This is a genomic window from Rahnella sp. PD4, from assembly GCF_049199325.1.
Taxonomy (GTDB): domain Bacteria; phylum Pseudomonadota; class Gammaproteobacteria; order Enterobacterales; family Enterobacteriaceae; genus Rahnella; species Rahnella perminowiae.
In genome coordinates this window covers 37,257-59,603 of record NZ_JBLZQF010000006.1, presented here as the reverse complement: position 1 = coordinate 59,603, position 22,347 = coordinate 37,257, and the positions used below count along the sequence as shown (strand labels likewise).

Genomic DNA, 22,347 nt, shown 5'->3' with positions numbered 1-22,347 from the left:
CGTTTAACTGAAGCTTTAGTTAACTTGTACTGAGGAAATCCTAATGTCCAAAATCGTTAAAGTCATCGGTCGTGAAATCATCGACTCCCGTGGTAACCCGACCGTAGAAGCTGAAGTTCATCTGGAAGGCGGTTTTGTCGGTCTGGCTGCTGCGCCATCTGGTGCTTCTACCGGTTCCCGCGAAGCGCTGGAACTGCGTGACGGTGACAAATCCCGTTTCCTGGGCAAAGGCGTACTGAAAGCCGTTGCTGCTGTAAACGGTCCTATCGCTCAGGCTGTAACCGGTAAAGACGCTAAAGACCAGGCTAACATCGACAAGATCATGATTGATCTGGACGGTACCGAGAACAAATCTAAGTTCGGTGCTAACGCGATTCTGGCTGTTTCCCTGGCTGCTGCTAAAGCTGCTGCTGCTTCTAAAGGTCTGCCACTGTACGCACACATTGCAGAACTGAACGGCACTCCGGGCAAATATTCTATGCCACTGCCTATGATGAACATCATCAATGGCGGCGAACACGCTGACAACAACGTTGATATTCAAGAGTTCATGATCCAGCCTGTTGGCGCCAAAACTCTGAAAGAAGCTATCCGCATGGGTTCAGAAGTGTTCCACACTCTGGCTAAAGTGCTGAAATCTAAAGGCATGGGTACTGCTGTAGGTGACGAAGGTGGCTATGCGCCAAACCTGGGTTCTAACGCCGAAGCTCTGGCTGTTATCGCTGAAGCGGTAAAACAAGCAGGTTACGAGCTGGGTAAAGACGTGACTCTGGCAATGGACTGTGCGGCATCTGAATTCTACAAAGACGGTAAATACGTTCTGGCCGGCGAAGGCAACAAAGCTTTCACCTCTGAAGAATTCACTCACTTCCTGGAAGAGCTGACCAAACAGTATCCAATCGTGTCTATCGAAGACGGTCTGGACGAATCTGACTGGGATGGTTTCGCTTACCAGACTAAAGTTCTGGGCGACAAAATCCAGCTGGTGGGCGACGATCTGTTCGTAACCAACACCAAGATCCTGAAAGAAGGTATCGATAAAGGCATCGCTAACTCCATCCTGATCAAATTCAACCAGATCGGTTCTCTGACCGAAACTCTGGCTGCGATCAAAATGGCGAAAGACGCTGGCTACACTGCCGTTATCTCTCACCGTTCAGGCGAAACTGAAGATGCTACCATCGCCGATCTCGCGGTGGGTACTGCTGCAGGCCAGATCAAAACCGGTTCTATGAGCCGTTCTGACCGTGTTGCTAAATACAACCAGCTGATCCGTATCGAAGAAGCGCTGGCGGCTGCGGGTACTCCTGCTCCGTTCAACGGTCTGAAAGAAGTGAAAGGTCAGTAATTACTGCGCCTGTAACGCTTTCTTAAAACCCGCTCCGGCGGGTTTTTTTATGCCTGTAATTCAGGGGGAAAGTGCGGAAATCGCTGGCTTAGAGCAATAAGGAAAGCGTGGCACTCGCACTGTGTTCGCTGGCCTGCAGGTAATCCGGGGAGAGGGTTAACAGCTGATTTATCAGTATTTCCACCAGCAACATTCCGCCGACTTTTGATGTTAATAATCCCGCTGTCAGCGGGCCTTCAGGTTTGGCGGCCACCAGTAATATATCGGCCAGCGAGGAAAGCGGGCTGTGCAGCGTATTGCTGATGCCGATGACCGTGGTGCCCTGACGCTTCGCCAGCGCGGCGGCGTGCAAGACATCTTTCGTTGAACCTGAGCTGGAAATGACCACCACAACATCCTGACCGTCCAGACTCACCGCATTCATCGCAGCGCGGTGCATATCGGCGAAACATTGCGACGCTTTGCCCAGGCGCAGCAGCTTGTAACCCAGATAGTCGGCCACGATAGCGCTGGCGGCGACACCATACACCTGCACGGAGCGTGCATGATGAATGTGCGATGCGGCGCCCGCCACCACCTGACGATCGAGCAGCTTTCCGGTATCACGCAGGGCGGTGATGCTGTCTTCGATAAGTGTCTGAATATCATCATTGCCTTCAGCCGGGTGCAATGCCGGAGTTTGGCGCGTCTCAAGCGCGAGACCCATCTTAAATTCAGTAAACCCTTTGCAACCCAGCTGGCGGCAAAGCCGCGTGACACTGGCTTCACTGGTATCACTCTCCCGCGCCAGTTCAGTGATGGTCAGGTAAAGCACGCGCTGCGGCTGTTCCAGCACAAAACTGCCCAGCTTGTGCAGTGTGGGGCTGTAATTCTCCAGCCCCTGACGCATGCGCAGTAACAGCGTGCCTGTTTCCTTGGTCTGACTCACTGTGTTCTCCTCAGAATAATTGACCTGACTAGTTTGGCTGATGTGACGCCGTTAACGCCAGAAGAATTCCGTATTGATCACCGGGTACATTAGGTGGTAATTATTATTTTATTTGTATAGTGTGGTGAAAATAATTATCACAACAACACAACGCGGAGTCATCTCATGTCAATATTCAATGGTTCAGGGGGCGGGGCCTGGTTCGAAAGAGCCCAAAAGTTTGGCAAGTCTTTCATGTTGCCTATCGCTATTTTGCCCGCTGCCGGATTGCTGTTGGGGATTGGCGGGGCACTTTCTAATCCCAATACGTTAACGGCGTATCCGTTTTTGAATATCCCGGCCTTGCAGGCGATTTTCACCGTCATGGCCAGTGCCGGATCGATAGTCTTTGCCAATCTGGCTGTGCTGTTTGCCGTCGGTGTCGCCGTCGGACTGGCCCGCAGTGATAAAGGAACTGCCGGTTTGTCCGCACTGCTGGGGTATCTGGTGATGAACGCGACCATCAACGCCATTTTGATCCTCAGGGGGCAACTCGCGACCAGCAATCTGAGTGCGGCAGGGCAGGGGATGGCGCTCGGTATCCAGACGCTGGAAACCGGCGTGTTTGGCGGTGTGGTGATTGGGCTCGTGACGTGGTGGTTGCATCAGCGCTATAACAAAATCGAATTACCGCAGTTTCTCGGCTTTTTTGGCGGTTCCCGCTTTGTGCCGATCATCAGCTCCGTCGCGGCTATTGTCGTCGGATCGGTAATGTTCTTCATCTGGCCACACTTCCAGAAAGTGATTTTTGGCATGGGCGGGCTGGTGGATGCGACGGGCTACCTCGGCACCTTCATTTACGGTTTTGTGCTGCGTATGCTTGGCCCGTTCGGCCTGCATCATATTTTCTATCTGCCTTTCTGGACCACCGCACTTGGTGGCACCGAAGTGGTCAACGGACATCTGGTGGAAGGCACGCAGCGGATCTTCTTTGCCCAGCTGGCAGACCCCAATACGCAGCAGTTTTATATCGGTACTTCACGGTTTATGTCCGGGCGCTTCATTACCATGATGTTTGGCCTGGTGGGTGCCTGTCTGGCGATGTATCACACGGCGCGGCCTGAGAATAAAAAGCGCGTCGCCGGGTTGCTGCTTTCGGCGGCACTGACCTCATTCCTGACCGGGATCACCGAACCTATCGAGTTTTCGTTCCTGTTTGTCGCACCAATGCTGTATGTCCTGCACGCGGTGTTCGATGGTCTGGCATTTATGATTGCCCACATTTTGCAGATCACCATCGGACAGACTTTTTCCGGTGGCTTTATCGATTTCATTCTGTTCGGGGTCTTACAGGGGGAAAGCAAAACTCACTGGATGTATGTCCCGCTGGTTGGCGTGCCGTGGTTTGCCCTTTACTACTTCTCTTTCCGCTATCTCATCAGGCGCTTCAACTTGAAAACGCCGGGGCGTGATGAGGCTGAAATTCAGCAGGACAACGTCGTGACCGATCGCGCCGGGATCATTATTGAAGCACTTGGCGGCGCGTCCAACATCGCTGAGCTGGATTGTTGTGCAACGCGTTTACGCATTAGCGTCCGTCAGGCCGCTAAAGTGGATGAAAAGATGCTGAAGGCCAGCGGTGCGCGTGCCGTGCTGATGCGCGGGAACGGTATTCAGGTCATCTACGGGCCGCATGTCACGATTATTAAAAATGAAATTGAGGAGATGTTGGGAGTATGAATCAGTCAATGTTAACGACCGTCAGGGGACAGTTGATCGTGTCCTGTCAGGCGCTGGATGACGAACCGCTGCACAGCGATTTTATTATGAGCCGCATGGCGCTTGCCGCTCTGCAGGGCGGCGCAGCGGGGATCCGGGCTAACAGTGCCGCGGATGTGAAAGCCATTCGCGCTACTGTGCCGCTGCCGGTTATCGGCATCATTAAGCGTGATTATCCGGCAAGCGATGTCTACATTACCGCCACCCTGGCGGAAGTGCGCGAGCTGATGGCCGTTGCACCGGATATGATCGCGATGGATGCCACTACCCGTCAGCGCCCGGGGGACATGCAACTTGCGGCGCTGGTGCATCGTATTCGTGAGGAGTTCCCGGCGCTATTGCTTATGGCGGATATCTCAACCTTAGAAGAAGCGCTGAACGCGCAGACTTTAGGTTTTGATTGTATCGGCACAACATTGCATGGCTATACTCAGGAGACACAGGGTCATAAACTCTGGCATGACGACTTCGCCTTCCTGCGACAAGTGCTGGCGCGGTGCAGGACGCCGGTCATTGCCGAGGGAAACGTGGAAACACCTGAAATGGCGGCACGATGTTTAGCACTTGGCGCGCATGCTGTTGTGGTCGGGGGGGCAATCACCCGCCCGCAGCAGATCACGCAACGCTTTACTGACGCTATTCACTCTCCGGGCCGATAAACATTTTTACAGACACTCCCGCTGCGCCCTCTGTTTGGCGCAGCGCCTGTGATCTGCGATAATGCGTGCTGACTTTTTTGAGATGGCTGAGAAACTGATGCAGTACCCGATTAATGAGATGTTCGAAACCCTGCAAGGGGAAGGCTATTTTACCGGTGTGCCGGCGATTTTTGTGCGCCTGCAAGGCTGTCCTGTAGGGTGCAGCTGGTGCGACACCAAACACACCTGGGATAAAATTGCCGATCGGGAAGTCGATATGCAGCGCATTCTGATCAAAACCGAAGAAAGTGATGCCTGGGGCAATGCTACCTCAGAACAATTGATTGAGGTTATCACACAGCAAGGTTACACCGCCCGCCATGTGGTGATCACCGGCGGCGAGCCATGCATTTATGATCTCACCGGACTGACGTCATTGCTGGAAAAAAACGGTTTCAGTTGCCAGATTGAAACCAGTGGCACGCATGAAGTGCGTTGTTCAGTGAATACCTGGGTGACCGTTTCGCCGAAAGTGAATATGCGCGGGGGGTACGACATTCTGCCGCAGGCACTGAAACGTGCAGATGAAGTGAAACATCCGGTGGCGCGTCAGCGTGATATCGACGCACTGGATGCCTTGCTTGAAACACTGACTGACAGCAAAGCGCGTATTATTGCCTTGCAGCCGATCAGTCAAAAAGAAGACGCCACCAAACTTTGCATCGCAACCTGTATTGCTAGGAACTGGCGACTGTCGATGCAAACGCACAAATATTTAAATATCGCCTGATACCCAGCATCCTTCGCACTACCTCTGCGCTGGCTGCTTTCATTCACCCCAGTCATTGACGATTGTCAGCGCCGGGGGAATCATTCAATTGCCGCGCGGACATCGCACGAAGGATTGTGGGTATCCTGCGTTAGCCTTTATAAACGCAGCCTGCTGTGCAGGTTTCTTTGACGCGCACGGCGCTGAGCAGTGGCAGCTTAGGTTTCATCTCGTTCCAGATCCACGCGGCCAGCACTTCGCTGGTCGGGTTTTCTAAACCCGGAATGTCGTTCAGATTATAGTGATCGAGACGATCCAGCGTCGGATTAAACGCAGCTTTCAGATCGGCGAAATCCATCACCCAGCCAGTATGCGGATCCACTTCACCGGTGATTTCTAAACGGACGGTGAAAGAGTGGCCGTGTAGCCTTCCGCACTTATGCCCGGCAGGCACATGGGGTAAATGGTGGGCGGCTTCAAACTGAAAATCTTTAAACAATGTGGTGGTCATAAGGCAGTCTCGTTGCTCGAAAAAACGCGGCATAGTACCGGAATACCCGCTTACGTGCCATGACTTAACTGCGCTTTTCTTCACCAAATCCTGACTTCTCCTCTCTTTACTCTACCCGCATTGCTGGCTTACAGTGAGCCAGTAGAAACTAACCTGTTGAGATAGTGAATGATTACTGTGCTTCGTTGCGCTGTTCTGGCGCTGTTGTTCTCTGCCGGTGTACGGGCAGAAACCACGGTGCCTGCTCAGGAGCCCGCGTCTGCTGCGGCTAAACCGGTGGTGAAAACCTCTCAGGTTGTCAAAACTCCGGTCAGTAAAGCGCCTCTGATTTTCCCGCCAGGATCCGGGGTGATGCATATCGCACTGGCACCGGGCAAAAAGCCGCTGGACGTTTTCACCTATCAACCGGTCGGTGCGGATGAGACGACGCCGGTAGTCATGGTCATGACCGGCGTTGACCGTAATGCAGCCACGTATCGCAATGACTGGATGACCGTCGCCGATCAATATCATTTGCGCGTCATCGTGCCACATTTCAGCGAGCAGGATTTCCCCGGTGCGGCGGGATATAACCTGGGCAACCTGACGGACAGCAAAACGCATCGTCGCCTGCCGAAATCGCAGTGGGCGTTCAGTATTGTCGATAATCTGTTTACGACGCTGCAAAAACAGGGCATCACCCGCCAGAAACAGTACTATTTGTTTGGTAACAGTGCGGGCTGCCAGTTTGTCCACCGTATGCTGACGCTGTTGCCTGAGCCGAATGTCAAAGCTGCAGTCTGTGCCGCCGCGGGCTGGTGGACATTGCCGGATACCGATCAGCGCTGGCCTTACGGTTTACGTGAAGCGCCGGTAGTGGTCAGTCAGCAGCAACTTAATGATTATTTTGCCAAACCGGTGCTGATTGCCGTCGGGGCTGAAGACGATGATCCTGAGAATCATCTGCTGCGTAAATCCAAGCAGGCGATGGCGCAAGGCACTAACCGGCTGGAACGCGCCGAGAGTTATTTCACCACGTCCCAGCAACGCGCTGAACAGAACAACACGCCGTTTAACTGGCACTTTATGGATTTGTCAGACATCGGTCACAGCGGCAGTAAAATGTCGGTATTTGCCGCAGGTCAGTTTGCGTGGTTTGAGCAGCACAATGCTTTCCATCTTTAAAAGTCTTCAATCCTGAAAAAAATTCATCACCCCGCTCCGGCGGGGTTTTTCTTTATGTATCCGGCACTTTGCAGAGAGCCTGAGAACAGCGAAGAAAATTTTTAGCGATTTCAGTATGATAAAAATCGCCGCTTACCACTTTTTCAGATAGATCTTACCTCTAAATCCTCTTAGTCATTTTGGTTATTTATTATTTCCATCACTTCTTTAATTGTTATTATCCGCCTCGTTAACCTACATCCTCTGAAAGGTCTTTCCCGCGCGAAAACACACTGTAAAAGGCGCAGGGGGCCGGATTGATGACTTGCTTTTGCATAAGGGAATTCGTACCGCGATGACGACTCAGGCTCCTCCAACTTCACTGCTCCCGCTGACCCCCGAGCAAATGGCCCGCCTTCAATCGGCGATTGGTGATTACTCACCGACTCAGATGGCCTGGCTGTCCGGATATTTCTGGGGCAGGGTGAATCAGCAACCGGGCGCGGTTGCAGCGCCTTCTCCGGCACAGACTGCCGCGTCGGTAACCCTGATTTCCGCCTCGCAAACGGGTAACGCCCGCCGTGTTGCCGAGCAACTGCGTGATGACCTGATCGCCGCGAAAATTAACGTTAATCTGGTGAATGCCGGTGACTATAAATTCAAACAAATCGGCCAGGAAAAGCTGCTGCTGATTGTGGCCTCTACTCAGGGCGAAGGCGAGCAGGCGGAAGAAGCGGTCGCGCTGCATAAATTCCTGCAATCCAAAAAAGCGCCAAACATGAAAGACACCGCCTTTGCGGTGTTTGCGCTGGGTGATACCTCTTATGAATTCTTCTGTCAGGCGGGTAAAGACTTCGATACCCGTCTGGGCGAACTGGGGGCAGAACGCCTGTTAGACCGCGTTGATGCTGACGTTGAATATAAAGAAGCCGCCGAAAACTGGCGTAAACGTATTGTCGATGTGCTCAAACAGCGCGTACCGGCTGACACTGCGGCGCAGGCGGCTCCGACGCTGGCAGGCAGTGTGAATCAGGTCGACAGCAGCCCTTATACGAAAGAAGCGCCGCTGACCGCGACACTTTCCGTTAATCAGAAAATTACCGGCCGCGATTCTGACAAAGACGTTCGTCATCTGGAAATTGATCTCGGCGATTCCGGTCTGCGTTACCAGCCGGGCGATGCGCTGGGGATCTGGTTTGAAAACGATCCGCAACTGGTGCAGGAAATCGTTGAACTGCTGTGGCTGAAAGGCGATGAAATCGTTGAGGTGAACGATAAAAAACTGCCGCTTTCACAGGCCCTGCAACATCACATTGAACTGACCCAGAACACAACACCGATTATTGAAAAATACGCCGCGCTGTCCCGCGACGAAGATCTGACCGGTTTACTGGCCGATAAACCTGCGCTTCAGCAATACGCACAGACCGTACCGTTTGCTGACATGATCCGCCGCGCACCGACGGAGCTGGATGCACAGCAACTGGTGGATTTACTGCGTCCGCTGACACCGCGCCTGTATTCGATTGCCTCCTCGCAGGCTGAAACCGAAACAGAAGTGCATATTACGGTGGGGGTGGTGCGTTACGAAATCGACGGGCGTTCACGCTCCGGTGGCGCTTCAGGTTTCCTGGCCGATCGCCTGGAAGAAGACGGCGAAGTGAAAGTTTTCATCGAGCATAACGACAACTTCCGCCTGCCAGCGGATCCTGAAAAGCCGGTCATTATGATCGGGCCGGGCACCGGTATTGCGCCGTTCCGCGCTTTCATTCAGCAGCGAGATAACGACGGAGCTACCGGCAAAAACTGGTTATTCTTCGGTAACCCGCACTTTACCGATGATTTTCTCTATCAGGTTGAATGGCAACGTTACGTCAAGGACGGCCTGCTGACGAATATCTCCCTGGCATGGTCACGCGATCAGGCTGAAAAAGTATACGTACAGGACAAACTGCGTGAGCAGGGAGCCGAAGTCTGGCAATGGTTGCAGGAAGGCGCGCATGTGTATGTTTGTGGCGATGCCAACCGTATGGCGAAGGACGTCGAGCAGGCATTACTGGAAATCATTGCGCAATATGGCGAAATGGATCTGGAAACGGCCGACGAATATCTCAGTGAATTGCGCCTTGATCGCCGTTATCAGCGTGATGTGTACTAATGCCCTGCATCCTTCAAATTACAGGGGTGTTGGCTTCCTTCAATCACCCGAATCACTGACTTGAGTCAGCTCATCGGGATTCCTTCAGTTGCCTCCTACCTGCAACTCGAATGATTTTGGGCATAATGTTATGAGTGAAAAAATGATGAGCAATAAGTTGTGGAGTGAACTCAATCCTGGCCCCGGCCCGCTGATCGTCGATGCCCCGCTGGCTGACGCTGAACGTCTGAAGAAGGAAAGTAATTTCCTGCGCGGGACGATTGCCGATGATTTAAAAGACGGCCTGACCGGCGGCTTCAACGGTGACAACTTCCTGCTGATCCGCTTCCACGGCATGTATCAGCAGGATGACCGTGATATCCGTGCTGAACGCGCTGAACAGAAACTGGAACCGCGCCACGCCATGATGCTGCGTTGCCGCTTGCCGGGCGGAGTGATGACACCTGCGCAGTGGCTGGGGATCGACAAATTTGCCGAAGACAGCACGCTGTATGGCAGCATCCGTATTACTAACCGTCAGACATTCCAGTTCCACGGCATCCTGAAACCGAACGTTAAACCGGTGCATCAGTTGCTCAATAAACTCGGACTGGATGCGCTGGCGACCGCCAATGACGTTAACCGTAACGTATTGTGTACGTCTAATCCGGTGGAATCTGAACTGCATCAGGAAGCGTATCAGTGGGCGAAGAAAATTTCCGAGCATCTGCTGCCGCGCACCCGTGCTTACGCTGAAGTATGGCTGGATCAGGAAAAAGTTGAAACCACCGATGAAGAGCCGATTCTGGGTGCGACTTATCTGCCACGTAAGTTCAAAACAACGGTCGTGATCCCGCCACAAAATGACGTGGATTTGCACGCCAACGACCTGAACTTTGTGGCGATTGCGGATAACGGTAAACTGGTCGGTTTCAATGTGCTGGTCGGCGGCGGGCTTTCTATCGCCCATGGTGATAAAGCCACTTATGCGCGTACGGCCAGCGAACTGGGCTTTATTCCGCTGGAGCACACGCTGGCCGTGGCCGAAGCCGTGGTGACCACGCAACGTGACTGGGGTAACCGCACCAACCGTAAAAATGCCAAAACCAAATACACGCTGGAACGCGTCGGCGTACCGGTATTCAAAGCCGAAGTTGAAAAACGCGCCGGTATTCAGTTTGCTGATATCCGCCCTTACGAATTCACCGGTCGCGGCGACCGTATCGGCTGGGTAAAAGGTATCGACAACCAATGGCATCTGACGCTGTTTATCGAAAATGGCCGTATTCTCGATTACCCGGGCAAGCCGCTGAAAACCGGACTGGCAGAAATTGCTAAGATCCATAAAGGGGATTTCAGGCTTACTGCTAATCAGAATCTGATCGTGGCCGGTGTGGCTGAAAAAGACAAAGATGCGATCGAAACTCTGGCACGTAATCACGGCCTGATCGACGACAGTGTCACTGAGCAACGTAAAAACTCGATGGCCTGTGTGTCTTATCCGACCTGTCCGCTGGCGATGGCGGAAGCGGAACGTTTCCTGCCTGAATTTGTCACCAAAGTGGAAGGCATCATGCACGGACACGGTGTGGGCGATGAACACATCGTTCTGCGCGTGACCGGTTGTCCGAACGGCTGTGGCCGTGCGCTGCTGGCGGAAATTGGTCTGGTAGGGAAGGCGTTGAACCGTTACAACCTGCACCTCGGCGGTAACCGTGCCGGAACACGTATTCCGCGTATGTATCGTGAAAATATTTCTGATGCAGAGATCCTGAGCATCATTGACGAACTGGTCGGTCGCTGGTCGAAAGAGCGCGAAACCGGTGAAGGCTTTGGTGACTTCGTGATCCGCGCCGGGATCATTAAGCCGGTGCTGGATCCGGCACGCGACTTTTATGACTAAGCGCGATAACCGACTGGAGGCAATATGAGTTTGCTGAATCTTACTCTGGCTGAACTGAATGACATGCCGAAGTCCGGACAATCTATGGCGCTGGCGGAAATTAACGTCAGCCTGGAGAAACTGTCCGCGCAGGAGCGTGTGCAATGGGCGCTGGAAAACATGCCCGGCGAATTCGCGCTGTCTTCCAGCTTCGGCATTCAGGCGGCGGTCTGTCTGCATTTAGTCACTCAGCAAAAACCGGACATTCCGGTGATCCTGACCGATACCGGTTATCTGTTTCCGGAGACGTATCAGTTTATTGATACGTTAACTGAACAGCTAAACCTGAACCTGCAGGTATTCCGCGCTGAACACTCGGCTGCCTGGCAGGAAGCGCGTTACGGCAAACTGTGGGAGCAGGGCGTTGAGGGTATCGAAAAATACAACCACATCAACAAAGTCGAGCCAATGAATCGGGCGATTCAGACGCTGGGTGTGCAGACCTGGTTCGCCGGTCTGCGTCGTGAGCAATCCGGCAGCCGTGCGCATCTGCCGGTGCTGGCGGTACAACGTGGGGTGTTTAAAATCCTGCCAATTATTGACTGGGATAACCGTCAGATTTTCCGTTATCTGCAAGACAACGGCCTGAGCTATCACCCGCTGTGGGATCAGGGCTATCTTTCCGTCGGTGACACGCATACGACGAAAAAATGGGAAGAAGGGATGAAGGAAGAGGATACGCGATTCTTCGGACTCAAACGCGAATGCGGCCTGCACGAATAAATCCCCGTCATACTTCGGGTTGCAGATGCGTTGGCTGCGTTCAGTCGCCCGAATCACTGACTCATGTCAGCTCATCGGGACTTCTTCGCTTGCCGCCTGCCTGCAACCCGAATTATTTAGGGGATTCCTGTTATTAGCGTCTCAACTCCCCCTAGTTAATCAGGCGTGTTTTGCCGGTTTTGCCAGATCCTTCAGCAGCGGGAATAACACTTTTACCGTGTCGCGCGAGCGCTTCTCAATGCGGCCCGGCAACGCTTTATCGAGATATTGCAGACTATCAAACTGGCTCTGATAACGGGTGTTGCCCAGCGGGAAGTGGCGGGTGATCGCACGTTGCTGCACGCCGTCTTTCTTACCCAGCGCAAAGTTAGTCGCCGTCACATTCAGCAGCGGCAGGTGCGCGTCATCCAGCGCTTTTATGCCATCGCAGCAATGTGTGCCTTCATGGCTTTGTGCCGGAATACCCAGACTGCGGGCAATACTCAGCGCCTTAATCCGGGTCAGTTTCGCCACAGCCACTGAAGTATTCTCGCCGCTATTGAAATACAACCGGTCGCCGGTGATCAGCGAATCCATGTTGATCACCAGCAGCGTATTTTTCTTCTCTTCAGCGCTCATCCGGTTTACAAAGTCTTCCGCACCTTTAGCGCCGGTTTCTTCCGCGCTCAGTGCCACGAAACGCAGGCTATAGTGTGTCGGGATGGCCTGCATGCGTTCGGCCAGCTCAAGCATCACACCGACGCCGGAGGCGTTGTCATCGACACCCTGCAACGTCAGGCCGCCGAGATTGTGGTTGGTATCATTGTCACTTTGCGGCACATAGGTATCGAAATGCGCCATCACGATGATTTGTTGTGGTACTTCACCGGCACGAGCGGCAATCACCGACGTGGCGTGAATATTTTGCCAGTTCTTTTTCCCCGTATTGCTGGTGTAAAGATAACGGGTATCGAAGCCACGTAAATCGCTCTTATAGCCTAATTTGTTGAATTGCTGGTTCAGATAATCCGCCGCGATCAGCTCTGCCGGGCTGCCGGCCATGCGCCCGGGGAAATAAGTCGCGATATGGCGAATTTGCTGACTGGCGATCATACCCATCGCCGGAAGCGGGACGGATGCCGCCATCGCATGACCCATACAGACACCGCTCAGGCTCAGCGCCAGCAGCGTCTGTTTCATGCGTGAAAAAGAAAACATAGCCAAAAATCCTTATTTGCCAGTCAATACGACCGGAAGGCAATCAAACAACAGGCCGCGTGTGGCGGTCTTTCTGGGGCATACAGTATGCGATTGTCTGCGCGATTAGACAATTTCCCGTTATCCCAAACCGCTCTTTTTGCCGGGCTATATTCCATTTAGTAACTAATCATTCTTTTTCGTCATTTCAGATCAATTATTGCCTGCACGTATAGTTTGTTTATTAATCCTGATAATCATTTAAGGCTTTCGTGGACTATCTACCAATATTTGCCGACCTAAAACAACGCCCTGTTCTGGTTGTTGGGGGTGGCGAAGTCGCTGCCCGCAAAATCGATCTTCTCCTGCGGGCGGGTGCGCAAGTACGGATAGTCGCACAGGCACTTTCTCCCGAGCTGGAACAACGCAGACAGGCCGCCGAAATTAGCTGGTCAGCACAGGCATTTTTGCCGGAACAGCTCGACGATGTCTTTCTGGTGATTGCCGCTACAGACGACGCTGCGCTGAATGCTGAAGTTTTTGCGCAAGCTAATCTGCGACATGTGCTGGCTAACGTGGTCGACGATCAGCCGAAATGCTCTTTCATTTTCCCTTCGATTGTCGACCGTTCGCCGATTGTGGTGGCGATTTCTTCCAGCGGTAAAGCACCGGTACTCGCCAGAATGCTGCGCGAGAAGCTGGAAACTCTGTTGCCGAACAGCCTGGGGCAAATGGCCGATATCGCCGGACGCTGGCGTGAAAATGTGAAAGCGCAGTTCAGCTCCATGCGTTCACGTCGTCGTTTTTGGGAGCATGCATTTGCCGGACGCTTTGCCAGCCTCGCTTCTGCGGGAAAGCTCGCAGAAGCAGAACGGGCACTGCAACAACAGTTAGAAAATGCGGAAGACATCTCGCATAGCGGACATGTCACGCTGGTCGGTGCCGGGCCCGGTGATGCAGGATTGCTCACCCTTCGCGGGCTGCAGGTGATGCAGCAGGCTGATGTGGTGCTTTACGACCACCTGGTCAGCGAAGAAGTGCTGGATTTAGTGCGCCGCGATGCGGACAAGATTTGTGTGGGTAAACGTGCGGGCAGCCATTCTGTTGCGCAGGAAGAAACCAACCGTCTGCTGGTCGAACTGGCGCAGCAGGGGAAAAAAGTCGTGCGCCTCAAAGGCGGTGATCCGTTTATTTTTGGACGCGGCGGCGAAGAATTACAGGCAGTGCAGGCGGCGGGTATTCCTTTCCAGGTTGTGCCTGGCGTAACCGCTGCTGCCGGCGCGACAGCTTATGCCGGGATCCCGCTGACGCACCGCGATTATGCACAGAGCGTGATCTTCGTGACAGGGCATTGCCGCCCGGAAAATAACGGCGTGCAGTGGGAGACTCTCGCGAAAGGCCAGCAGACATTGGCGATTTACATGGGCACGCTTAAAGCGGCAGAAATCAGCCAGCAATTGATCGCTCATGGTCGCGCAGCGCATACACCCGTTGCGGTCATCGGACGGGGAACGCGTTCTGATCAGCAGGTGCTGACCGGAACACTCGATAATCTTGAACATCTGGCTCAACAGGCGCCGACGCCGGCGTTACTGGTGATTGGTGAAGTGGTGTCACTTCATCAGCAACTTGCCTGGTTTGGGCATCATCCTGAGACTGACGGCACCCAACGCCCGTCGGTTGTGAATTTGGCTTAAAGGATCTGTTATGGACGAAAAACGACTGACTCATTTGCGGCAACTGGAGGCGGAGAGTATCCATATCATCCGTGAAGTGGCTGCTGAATTCGCCAACCCGGTGATGATGTATTCCATCGGGAAAGATTCCTCGGTGATGCTGCATCTGGCACGCAAAGCCTTCTTCCCGGGAACCTTGCCCTTCCCGCTGCTGCATGTGGATACCGGCTGGAAATTCCGCGAAATGTATGAATTTCGCGACCGCACGGCGAAGAATTACGGCTTTGAGCTGCTGGTGCATAAAAACCCGGAAGGTGTGGCGATGGGCATCAACCCGTTCGTGCACGGCAGCGCGAAACATACGGATATCATGAAAACCGAAGGTCTGAAGCAGGCGCTAAATAAATACGGCTTTGATGCCGCTTTCGGCGGCGCACGCCGTGACGAAGAAAAATCCCGTGCCAAAGAACGTATCTATTCGTTCCGTGACCGCTTCCACCGCTGGGATCCCAAAAATCAGCGCCCTGAGTTGTGGCATAACTACAACGGCCAGATTAACAAAGGTGAAAGCATCCGCGTGTTTCCGCTCTCCAACTGGACTGAGCTGGATATCTGGCAGTACATCTATCTGGAAAATATTGAGATTGTTCCGTTATATCTGGCCGCGCCACGTCCGGTGCTGGAGCGTGACGGTATGTTACTGATGGTGGATGACGATCGTATCGATCTGCAACCGGGTGAAGTGATCGAGAAGAAAATGGTGCGTTTCCGCACATTGGGTTGCTGGCCGCTGACCGGGGCTGTTGAATCCGAAGCTCAGACGCTGCCGGAGATCATCGAAGAGATGTTGGTGTCGACCACCAGTGAACGCCAGGGACGCGCGATCGACCGTGATCAGGCCGGGTCGATGGAACTTAAAAAGCGTCAAGGGTATTTCTAAGGAGCCGCAGCTAATGAATAACGCAATTGCACAACAAATCGCGGAGCAGGGCGGCGTTGAAGCTTACCTGCACGCTCAGCAACACAAAAGCCTGCTGCGCTTCCTGACCTGCGGCAGCGTCGATGATGGCAAAAGTACCTTAATCGGACGTCTGCTGCATGACACCCGTCAGATCTACGAAGATCAGTTATCTTCACTACATAACGACAGCAAACGTCACGGAACACAGGGTGAAAAACTCGATCTGGCACTGCTGGTGGATGGCTTACAGGCCGAACGCGAGCAGGGTATTACCATTGATGTGGCATACCGTTATTTCTCTACCGAGAAACGTAAATTCATCATTGCCGATACCCCGGGGCACGAACAGTACACCCGTAATATGGCGACCGGTGCATCGACTTGTGATCTGGCGATCCTGCTGATCGACGCCCGTAAAGGCGTGCTGGATCAAACCCGCCGTCACAGCTTTATTGCGACATTGCTCGGGATCCGTCATCTGGTGGTAGCCGTTAACAAAATGGATCTGGTGGATTACAGCGAAACGGTTTACGAGCAATTCAAACAGGATTATCTGGATTTCGCTCAGCAACTGCCGACCGATCTGGACATCAAATTTGTACCGCTTTCTGCCCTGGAAGGCGACAACGTCGCCACGCCGGGAGATAAAATGAGTTGGTACACCGGCCCGACTCTGCTCGACGTACTGGAAACGGTCAACGTTATTAACATCCGTGAACAGCAACCGATGCGCTTCCCGGTGCAGTATGTTAACCGCCCGAACCTCGATTTTCGCGGCTATGCGGGAACGCTGGCATCGGGTTCAGTGCGTGTTGGCCAGAAGGTGAAAGTGTTGCCATCGGGTGTGGAATCTACCGTGGCACGCATTGTGACCTTCGACGGTGATTTACAGGAAGCCTGGGCGGGTGATGCCATTACGCTGGTGCTGGCCGATGAACGTGATATCAGCCGTGGCGACACGCTGGTTGATGCGCAAGAAACGGTTAAACCGGTACAACATGCCAAAGTCGATGTTGTGTGGATGGCTGAGCAGCCACTGAGCGTCGGTCAAAGCTATGACATTAAAGTCGGGGGTAAGAAAGCCCGTGCGCGTGTTGAGAATATCGAATATCAGGTTGAAATTAACTCACTGACTCAGCGTGTGGTTGAAAATCTGCCACTTAATGGTATCGGACTGGTGGAACTGGCCTTCGACGAACCTCTGGTGCTGGATAGCTATCAGAGCAACGCGGTGACCGGCGGCATGATTTTTATCGATCGTCTGACCAACGTCACTGTCGGAGCCGGTCTGGTGCGTGAGGCGATTGAACAGGTGTATCAGGAGTCGGATAAATACAGCGCATTTGAGCTGGAACTGAACAGCCTGGTTCGCCGTCACTTCCCGCACTGGGGCGCACGCGATTTACTGGGTGGTAAATAAGATGGTGTCACCGGATGGCGCTTTACGTAAAGATGACAACGTTGTCTGGCATCCGCACGCGGTGACACGTGCGGATCGTGAAAAGCAGCAGGGTCATCGCGGTGCGGTGCTGTGGTTTACCGGGCTTTCGGGCTCAGGGAAATCCACCGTGGCCGGTGCGCTCGAGCAGGCGCTGCACCGGCAGGGGGTCAGCACTTATCTGCTCGATGGTGATAATGTCCGCCACGGGCTGTGCCGTGATCTGGGCTTTACCGATGACGACAGGCGCGAAAATATTCGTCGCGTGGGTGAGGTGGCAAAACTGATGGTGGATGCCGGGCTGGTCGTGCTGACGGCGTTCATTTCACCTCACCGCGCCGAGCGTGACATGGTGCGTGATTTGCTGGAAAACGGTCAGTTTGTTGAGATATTTGTGGATACGCCGCTGGCTATCTGTGAGGCACGCGATCCGAAAGGTTTATATAAAAAGGCCCGTGCGGGTGAACTGAAAAACTTCACCGGTATCGACGCAGAATATCAGCCGCCGGAGACCCCGGATGTGCATCTTGATGGTGAACAATTGGTAACACAATTGGTGCCTCAATTATTAGAAGTGATGCGCCAGCGCGCTATTATCAATCCCTGAATGTTACCGGCTAAACGCCACAGAGCGTGCCGGTTTACACTGAAATACAGGGATCAACTATGCAGGCGTTATTGAGCAGACTTGTCAGCCGGAACCGCGTCGATCGTACCGGGGAGATCAGCCTCCGGACACGTGCGCCGATCACGACAACAGACAGTGCAGATACCGAAGAACCGTCCTATTCCATGCAGGGTGGGTTTATCGGTTTTGTCTTCTACTGGCTGGCGTTTGCGATCCCTTTTCTGGTTTATGGTTCTAATACCCTTTTTTTCCTGCTTTACACCTGGCCGTTCTTCCTGGCGCTGATGCCCGTTTCCGTACTGATAGGCATTGCGTTAAGCATGTTCTTTCGCGGTGGCTGGTTCAAAACCTCGGCCGCCAGCGGCATCTGTGTGATTGGCATGTTTTGGACCGTCTTCTCATTCTTGTCTGGCTGGTGATTTTTTCTGGCGGTTTTCCCGGCAAATTCCCTTCACGATGTAACCCATTGTGTCATTCTCACCCATAATTGCGTGCGTAAGTCTGATTCTCACTGGCAATTACCTTGCCACAGTGGAGTCAGAGGGAAAGTTGTGGGATGATTGTCCAGCTTTTTTAGGGGGCGGGGATGGGCAAACTAACACTGCTATTACTGATTTTACTTGGCTGGCTACAGTATTCGCTGTGGCTGGGTAAGAATGGTATTCACGATTATGTACGTGTAAATGATGACGTTCAGGTGCAACAAGTTAATAACGGCAAACTGAAATCACGTAATGATCAACTTTTCGCAGAAATCGACGATTTAAACGGCGGTCAGGAAGCGATCGAAGAACGTGCACGCAACGAACTGGGCATGATTAAACCCGGCGAGACTTTCTATCGTCTGGTGCCTGACAATAAACGTGCGCCGGGCAGCACCGTTTCGCAAAACAACCTGAATCAATAGCCATGAGCCATACCGCAGTTTCCCTTCCAGAGGTCATCGCCGTGTTACCGGCTGCCGGTATTGGCAGCCGTATGCAGGCCGAATGCCCCAAACAATACCTTTCTGTCGGCGGTAAAACGCTGATAGAACATTCAATTTATGCACTGCTGCAAAGCGGCAGCGTCCGTCAGGTTATCGTGGCGCTTAGCCCGCACGACACGCAGTTCGCCCAACTTCCCATTGCCAGCGATCCGCGTATCCGCGTGGTGGCAGGCGGTGCTGAACGGGCTGAATCGGTTATGGCCGGGCTGGATGTTGCCGGAGATAACGGCTGGGTGCTGGTGCATGACGCTGCGCGCCCGTGCCTGCATCCTGATGATCTTAATAATCTGCTGGCGATTGCCACCACCAGCAAAATCGGCGGGATCCTCGCCGCGCCGGTGCGTGACACCATGAAGCGTGGTGAACCCGGTCTGGCAGCAATTGCACATACAGTGGATCGTCAGGATCTGTGGCATGCGCTGACGCCGCAGTTTTTTCCGCTCGAATTATTGAAAACCTGCCTGCGCCGTGCACTCAATGAAGGTGCGGTGGTCACAGATGAAGCCTCTGCAATGGAATATTGCGGTTTTCATCCTTTGCTGATCCCGGCACGGGCCGATAATATCAAAGTCACCAGACCAGAAGATCTGGCCCTGGCTGAATTCTATTTAACCCGCTTATCCCAGGAGGAAAACGCATAATGCGTATCGGTCACGGTTTTGATGTCCATAAGTTTGGCGGAGAAGGCCCGCTGGTGATCGGTGGTGTGCGTATCCCTTATCCGCTGGGTTTACTGGCGCATTCAGATGGCGATGTTGCCTTGCACGCGGCAACTGACGCGCTGCTTGGCGCGGCTGCGCTGGGAGATATCGGCAAGCTTTTCCCGGATACGGATCCTGCATTCAAAGGTGCTGACAGTCGCGAACTGCTGCGCGAAGCGTACCGCCGTATCCGAGCAAAAGGCTACAAGCTGGGCAATCTGGATATCACTATCATTGCACAGGCACCGAAAATGGCTCCGCACATCCCGCAGATGCGTGTGTTTCTGGCCGAAGATCTGCAATGTCATATGGATGACGTCAATGTAAAAGCCACGACCACCGAACAACTGGGCTTTACCGGCCGTGGCGAGGGTATTGCCTGCGAAGCCGTTGCCCTGCTGGTTAAGGAATGATGTTGTGGAAGATTACCGCATGATAGATATGTCCCGTCTCACCTGGTTACTGGGTGAGCCTGTCGCCAGCGGTCAGCTGAAAGCCAATCCAGAAGACTTTATCGTCGAAGAGGATCTGGGTTTTGAGCCGGACGGTGAAGGTGAACATCTGTTGGTGCGGATCCGCAAAAATGGCTGCAATACCCAATTCGTCGCGGAGCAACTGGCGCGTTTCGCCAAAGTGCATCCGCGCGACGTCAGTTATGCCGGTCTCAAGGATCGTCATGCGGTCACGGAACAATGGTTTTGCCTGCATTTGCCGGGTAAGGCTGACCCTGATTTAAGCCAGTTTGACCTCGAAGGCTGCGAAGTTGTCCGCGTCTCGCGCCATCGTAAAAAGATGCGTATCGGCACGCTGAAAGGCAACGCATTTACACTGGTGCTGCGACAGTTAAGCAATATTGCTGATGTTGAAGCGCGTCTGGAAAAAATCACCCGGCAGGGCGTACCGAACTATTTCGGTACCCAGCGTTTTGGCCGTGGCGGCAATAATCTGGTGCAGGCGAAACGGTGGGCAACCAACGAAGCCCGTCCCAAAGAACGTGCGAAGCGCAGTTTCTATCTTTCCGCCAGCCGTAGCGCGATGTTCAACATTGTTGCCAGCCAGCGTCTGGCTGAAGGTTACGTGCGTGAGCCGATGTTGGGCGATGCCCTGCAACTCAGCGGCCGTGGCAGCTGGTTTGTTGCGAAAGCCGAAGAGTTCGTGTCGCTGTTACCGCGTGTTGAAAGCGGTGAATTACTGATCACGGCACCTTTACCGGGTGATGGCCCGCTGGGCACACTCGAAGATGCCGAAGTTTATGAACAGGCCTGTCTCAAGGATCAGGGAGATTTACTGTCGCTGCTCAAGCGCGAGCGAGTCGAACCGGCACGACGTGCCATCATGTTGCAACCGTTGCAGATGCAGTGGCAGCGCTGGGATGATGTCACTCTGGAACTCAAATTCTGGTTACCGGCCGGCAGTTATGCCACCAGCGTGGTGCGTGAACTGATGAATCTGGATGAAAGTGATGCGGATATTACTGAGTAACGACGACGGCGTACTGGCTCCCGGCATACAGGCGCTGGCGTCCGCGCTGCGTGAGTTTGCTGATGTGAAGCTGGTGGCCCCTGATCGTAACCGCAGCGGTGCATCTAATGCGTTGACGCTGGATGGCCCGTTGCGTATTCAGTCTTACCCTAACGGTGATACCGCCGTGATTAACGGTACGCCGACCGACTGTGTGTACCTTGGTGTGAATACGCTGATGCGCCCGAAGCCGGATATTGTGGTTTCTGGCATCAATGCAGGGCCAAATCTGGGCGACGATGTGATCTATTCCGGCACGGTTGCCGCCGCGATGGAAGGACGCCATCTGGGCTTTCCTGCGTTGGCGGTGTCGCTGGACGGACATCAGCATTATGACACGGCAGCAATCATCACCTGCCGGCTCCTCAGGGCACTGGCACGTGAGCCTTTGCGCACCGGCAAGATTTTGAACATTAACGTCCCGGATCTGCCACTTTCGCAGGTCAAAGGGATCAGGGTGACGCGTTGCGGTAGCCGTCATCCGGCCGAGCAGGTATTTTGTCAGCAGGACCCGCGGGGTCAGGACTTGTACTGGATAGGCCCGCCGGGAGATAAATTTGATATCGCACCTGATACTGATTTTGCTGCTGTAGCGCAAGGTTATGTTTCAGTGACGCCACTACAGGTGGATTTAACCGCCTATGCGGCTCAGGATGTCGTGGTCTCATGGTTGGAAAAGGCCGGGGTGAGCGCGAATGGTGAATAAACCGATGTACAACCTGCTGGAACAACTGCGCCTGCAGGGTATTCATGATGAAAAACTGTTGCATGCCATCGAGTCTGTGCCGCGTGAGCGTTTCGTGGATGAGGCCTTTCAGCATAAAGCTTACGAAAACACGGCGTTGCCTATCGGGTCCGGTCAGACCATTTCTCAGCCTTATACCGTGGCGAGAATGACCGAGTTATTGCGCCTTACGCCCTCGTCCCGCGTGCTGGAAATTGGCACCGGTTCAGGCTATCAGACGGCCATTCTGGCACATCTGGTTGAGCATGTTTTCTCGGTTGAGCGCATCAAAGGGTTGCAATGGCAGGCGAAAAGACGCCTCAAGCAACTCGATTTGCATAATGTTTCCACCCGTCATGGTGACGGCTGGCAGGGCTGGCCTTCGCGTGGCCCGTTTGATGCCATTATTGTCACCGCCGCACCTCCTGAAATACCTCAAGATCTGTTACAACAACTCGATGATGGCGGTGTATTAATTCTGCCAGTGGGCGAAGAAAATCAGACATTGCAACGGGTCACCCGGCGTGGTGGTGAGTTTGTTGCAGAGACTATCGAAGCTGTTCGTTTTGTCCCGCTGGTGAAAGGCGAACTCGCCTGACACCGGCCATACGCCGGTACCTTCAGGACTAACTCCTTA

22 protein-coding genes are annotated in these 22,347 nt (G+C 53.6%); 19 read left to right on the top strand and 3 right to left on the bottom strand.

What is annotated here, in order from left to right:
- Positions 1–43: 43 nt before the first annotated feature.
- Positions 44–1,348, top strand: coding sequence for a phosphopyruvate hydratase (gene eno / locus ACOZIO_RS16015; protein WP_129954567.1), 1,305 nt, complete (start codon positions 44–46; stop codon positions 1,346–1,348).
- 88 nt (positions 1,349–1,436) lie between these two features.
- Here eno and ACOZIO_RS16010 read toward each other — a convergent pair whose 3' ends face one another.
- Positions 1,437–2,237 (bottom strand): MurR/RpiR family transcriptional regulator, encoded by an 801-nt coding sequence (locus ACOZIO_RS16010; RefSeq protein WP_205951610.1) that lies wholly within the window; start codon positions 2,235–2,237, stop codon positions 1,437–1,439.
- A 204-nt stretch (positions 2,238–2,441) separates the two neighbouring features.
- Here ACOZIO_RS16010 and ACOZIO_RS16005 point away from each other — a divergent pair, with 204 nt between their 5' ends.
- From ACOZIO_RS16005 to queE, 3 genes are all read left to right on the top strand, one after another.
- Positions 2,442–3,995, top strand: coding sequence for a PTS transporter subunit EIIC (locus tag ACOZIO_RS16005; protein ID WP_217138232.1), 1,554 nt, complete (start codon positions 2,442–2,444; stop codon positions 3,993–3,995).
- 8 nt (positions 3,996–4,003) lie between these two features.
- A complete protein-coding gene (locus tag ACOZIO_RS16000) occupies positions 4,004–4,693 on the top strand; it encodes an N-acetylmannosamine-6-phosphate 2-epimerase (RefSeq protein WP_217138302.1) in 690 nt (229 codons plus the stop codon).
- 97 nt (positions 4,694–4,790) lie between these two features.
- Positions 4,791–5,462, top strand: coding sequence for a 7-carboxy-7-deazaguanine synthase QueE (gene queE / locus ACOZIO_RS15995; RefSeq protein WP_217233984.1), 672 nt, complete (start codon positions 4,791–4,793; stop codon positions 5,460–5,462).
- Positions 5,463–5,592: 130 nt separating this feature from the next.
- Here queE and queD read toward each other — a convergent pair whose 3' ends face one another.
- Positions 5,593–5,952, bottom strand: coding sequence for a 6-carboxytetrahydropterin synthase QueD (queD, locus tag ACOZIO_RS15990; protein ID WP_113877448.1), 360 nt, complete (start codon positions 5,950–5,952; stop codon positions 5,593–5,595).
- A gap of 168 nt (positions 5,953–6,120) precedes the next feature.
- Here queD and ACOZIO_RS15985 point away from each other — a divergent pair, with 168 nt between their 5' ends.
- From ACOZIO_RS15985 to ACOZIO_RS15970, 4 genes are all read left to right on the top strand, one after another.
- Complete coding sequence (locus ACOZIO_RS15985; protein ID WP_129991596.1) at positions 6,121–7,116, top strand: hypothetical protein; 996 nt, start codon at positions 6,121–6,123, stop codon at positions 7,114–7,116.
- 334 nt (positions 7,117–7,450) lie between these two features.
- Entirely contained in the window at positions 7,451–9,253 is a 1,803-nt protein-coding gene (gene cysJ, locus ACOZIO_RS15980) for an NADPH-dependent assimilatory sulfite reductase flavoprotein subunit (RefSeq protein ID WP_421595492.1), read from the top strand.
- A 145-nt stretch (positions 9,254–9,398) separates the two neighbouring features.
- Entirely contained in the window at positions 9,399–11,135 is a 1,737-nt protein-coding gene (cysI, locus tag ACOZIO_RS15975) for an assimilatory sulfite reductase (NADPH) hemoprotein subunit (RefSeq protein WP_129954634.1), read from the top strand.
- A gap of 24 nt (positions 11,136–11,159) precedes the next feature.
- Entirely contained in the window at positions 11,160–11,897 is a 738-nt protein-coding gene (locus ACOZIO_RS15970) for a phosphoadenylyl-sulfate reductase (RefSeq protein WP_129954579.1), read from the top strand.
- 159 nt (positions 11,898–12,056) lie between these two features.
- On the opposite strand, the gene ACOZIO_RS15965 is transcribed toward ACOZIO_RS15970, so the two are convergent.
- Positions 12,057–13,094, bottom strand: coding sequence for an aminopeptidase (locus tag ACOZIO_RS15965; RefSeq protein WP_129991594.1), 1,038 nt, complete (start codon positions 13,092–13,094; stop codon positions 12,057–12,059).
- 251 nt (positions 13,095–13,345) lie between these two features.
- Between ACOZIO_RS15965 and cysG the strand changes: the two genes are divergently transcribed.
- The 11 genes from cysG to ACOZIO_RS15910 all read left to right on the top strand — a co-directional run bounded on the left by cysG (position 13,346) and on the right by ACOZIO_RS15910 (position 22,308).
- On the top strand, positions 13,346–14,770 hold the full coding sequence (gene cysG / locus ACOZIO_RS15960; RefSeq protein WP_421595491.1) for a siroheme synthase CysG: 1,425 nt from the start codon (positions 13,346–13,348) through the stop codon (positions 14,768–14,770).
- Positions 14,771–14,780: 10 nt separating this feature from the next.
- Positions 14,781–15,689, top strand: a complete 909-nt coding sequence (gene cysD, locus ACOZIO_RS15955) for a sulfate adenylyltransferase subunit CysD (protein WP_101078459.1) — start codon at positions 14,781–14,783, stop codon at positions 15,687–15,689.
- Between the two features lie 13 nt (positions 15,690–15,702).
- Positions 15,703–17,130, top strand: a complete 1,428-nt coding sequence (gene cysN / locus ACOZIO_RS15950) for a sulfate adenylyltransferase subunit CysN (RefSeq protein WP_129954585.1) — start codon at positions 15,703–15,705, stop codon at positions 17,128–17,130.
- A 1-nt stretch (position 17,131) separates the two neighbouring features.
- The gene (cysC, locus tag ACOZIO_RS15945) at positions 17,132–17,755 is read left to right on the top strand and encodes an adenylyl-sulfate kinase (RefSeq protein WP_129954587.1); all 624 of its coding nucleotides are present in this window, start codon (positions 17,132–17,134) and stop codon (positions 17,753–17,755) included.
- Positions 17,756–17,814: 59 nt separating this feature from the next.
- Positions 17,815–18,195, top strand: a complete 381-nt coding sequence (locus ACOZIO_RS15940) for a DUF3561 family protein (protein ID WP_129954589.1) — start codon at positions 17,815–17,817, stop codon at positions 18,193–18,195.
- 167 nt (positions 18,196–18,362) lie between these two features.
- Positions 18,363–18,683, top strand: a complete 321-nt coding sequence (gene ftsB, locus ACOZIO_RS15935) for a cell division protein FtsB (RefSeq protein WP_013574012.1) — start codon at positions 18,363–18,365, stop codon at positions 18,681–18,683.
- Between the two features lie 2 nt (positions 18,684–18,685).
- The gene (gene ispD, locus ACOZIO_RS15930; protein WP_129991591.1) at positions 18,686–19,405 is read left to right on the top strand and encodes a 2-C-methyl-D-erythritol 4-phosphate cytidylyltransferase; all 720 of its coding nucleotides are present in this window, start codon (positions 18,686–18,688) and stop codon (positions 19,403–19,405) included.
- Positions 19,405–19,878, top strand: a complete 474-nt coding sequence (ispF, locus tag ACOZIO_RS15925; protein ID WP_129954593.1) for a 2-C-methyl-D-erythritol 2,4-cyclodiphosphate synthase — start codon at positions 19,405–19,407, stop codon at positions 19,876–19,878. The genes ispD and ispF overlap by 1 nt, the downstream gene beginning before the upstream one ends.
- 22 nt (positions 19,879–19,900) lie before the next feature.
- On the top strand, positions 19,901–20,947 hold the full coding sequence (truD, locus tag ACOZIO_RS15920) for a tRNA pseudouridine(13) synthase TruD (RefSeq protein WP_165383759.1): 1,047 nt from the start codon (positions 19,901–19,903) through the stop codon (positions 20,945–20,947).
- Positions 20,928–21,692: a 5'/3'-nucleotidase SurE gene (surE, locus tag ACOZIO_RS15915; protein ID WP_165383757.1), complete on the top strand. Its 765-nt coding sequence runs from the start codon at positions 20,928–20,930 to the stop codon at positions 21,690–21,692. Before truD ends, surE begins: the two co-directional genes overlap by 20 nt.
- Positions 21,682–22,308, top strand: coding sequence for a protein-L-isoaspartate(D-aspartate) O-methyltransferase (locus tag ACOZIO_RS15910; protein WP_129954595.1), 627 nt, complete (start codon positions 21,682–21,684; stop codon positions 22,306–22,308). Before surE ends, ACOZIO_RS15910 begins: the two co-directional genes overlap by 11 nt.
- Positions 22,309–22,347 lie beyond the last annotated feature (39 nt).

What these genes read in the sequence shown, in the direction of transcription:
- eno (WP_129954567.1), top strand. Translation starts at nt 44, where the DNA reads ATGTCCAAAATCGTTAAAGTCATCGGTCGTGAAATCATCGACTCCCGT.
- ACOZIO_RS16010 (WP_205951610.1), bottom strand. Translation starts at nt 2,237, where the DNA reads ATGCGTCAGGGGCTGGAGAATTACAGCCCCACACTGCACAAGCTGGGC.
- ACOZIO_RS16005 (WP_217138232.1), top strand. Translation starts at nt 2,442, where the DNA reads ATGTCAATATTCAATGGTTCAGGGGGCGGGGCCTGGTTCGAAAGAGCC.
- ACOZIO_RS16000 (WP_217138302.1), top strand. Translation starts at nt 4,004, where the DNA reads ATGTTAACGACCGTCAGGGGACAGTTGATCGTGTCCTGTCAGGCGCTG.
- queE (WP_217233984.1), top strand. Translation starts at nt 4,791, where the DNA reads ATGCAGTACCCGATTAATGAGATGTTCGAAACCCTGCAAGGGGAAGGC.
- queD (WP_113877448.1), bottom strand. Translation starts at nt 5,952, where the DNA reads ATGACCACCACATTGTTTAAAGATTTTCAGTTTGAAGCCGCCCACCAT.
- ACOZIO_RS15985 (WP_129991596.1), top strand. Translation starts at nt 6,121, where the DNA reads ATGATTACTGTGCTTCGTTGCGCTGTTCTGGCGCTGTTGTTCTCTGCC.
- cysJ (WP_421595492.1), top strand. Translation starts at nt 7,451, where the DNA reads ATGACGACTCAGGCTCCTCCAACTTCACTGCTCCCGCTGACCCCCGAG.
- cysI (WP_129954634.1), top strand. Translation starts at nt 9,399, where the DNA reads ATGAGCAATAAGTTGTGGAGTGAACTCAATCCTGGCCCCGGCCCGCTG.
- ACOZIO_RS15970 (WP_129954579.1), top strand. Translation starts at nt 11,160, where the DNA reads ATGAGTTTGCTGAATCTTACTCTGGCTGAACTGAATGACATGCCGAAG.
- ACOZIO_RS15965 (WP_129991594.1), bottom strand. Translation starts at nt 13,094, where the DNA reads ATGTTTTCTTTTTCACGCATGAAACAGACGCTGCTGGCGCTGAGCCTG.
- cysD (WP_101078459.1), top strand. Translation starts at nt 14,781, where the DNA reads ATGGACGAAAAACGACTGACTCATTTGCGGCAACTGGAGGCGGAGAGT.
- cysN (WP_129954585.1), top strand. Translation starts at nt 15,703, where the DNA reads ATGAATAACGCAATTGCACAACAAATCGCGGAGCAGGGCGGCGTTGAA.
- cysC (WP_129954587.1), top strand. Translation starts at nt 17,132, where the DNA reads ATGGTGTCACCGGATGGCGCTTTACGTAAAGATGACAACGTTGTCTGG.
- ACOZIO_RS15940 (WP_129954589.1), top strand. Translation starts at nt 17,815, where the DNA reads ATGCAGGCGTTATTGAGCAGACTTGTCAGCCGGAACCGCGTCGATCGT.
- ftsB (WP_013574012.1), top strand. Translation starts at nt 18,363, where the DNA reads ATGGGCAAACTAACACTGCTATTACTGATTTTACTTGGCTGGCTACAG.
- ispD (WP_129991591.1), top strand. Translation starts at nt 18,686, where the DNA reads ATGAGCCATACCGCAGTTTCCCTTCCAGAGGTCATCGCCGTGTTACCG.
- ispF (WP_129954593.1), top strand. Translation starts at nt 19,405, where the DNA reads ATGCGTATCGGTCACGGTTTTGATGTCCATAAGTTTGGCGGAGAAGGC.
- surE (WP_165383757.1), top strand. Translation starts at nt 20,928, where the DNA reads ATGCGGATATTACTGAGTAACGACGACGGCGTACTGGCTCCCGGCATA.
- ACOZIO_RS15910 (WP_129954595.1), top strand. Translation starts at nt 21,682, where the DNA reads ATGGTGAATAAACCGATGTACAACCTGCTGGAACAACTGCGCCTGCAG.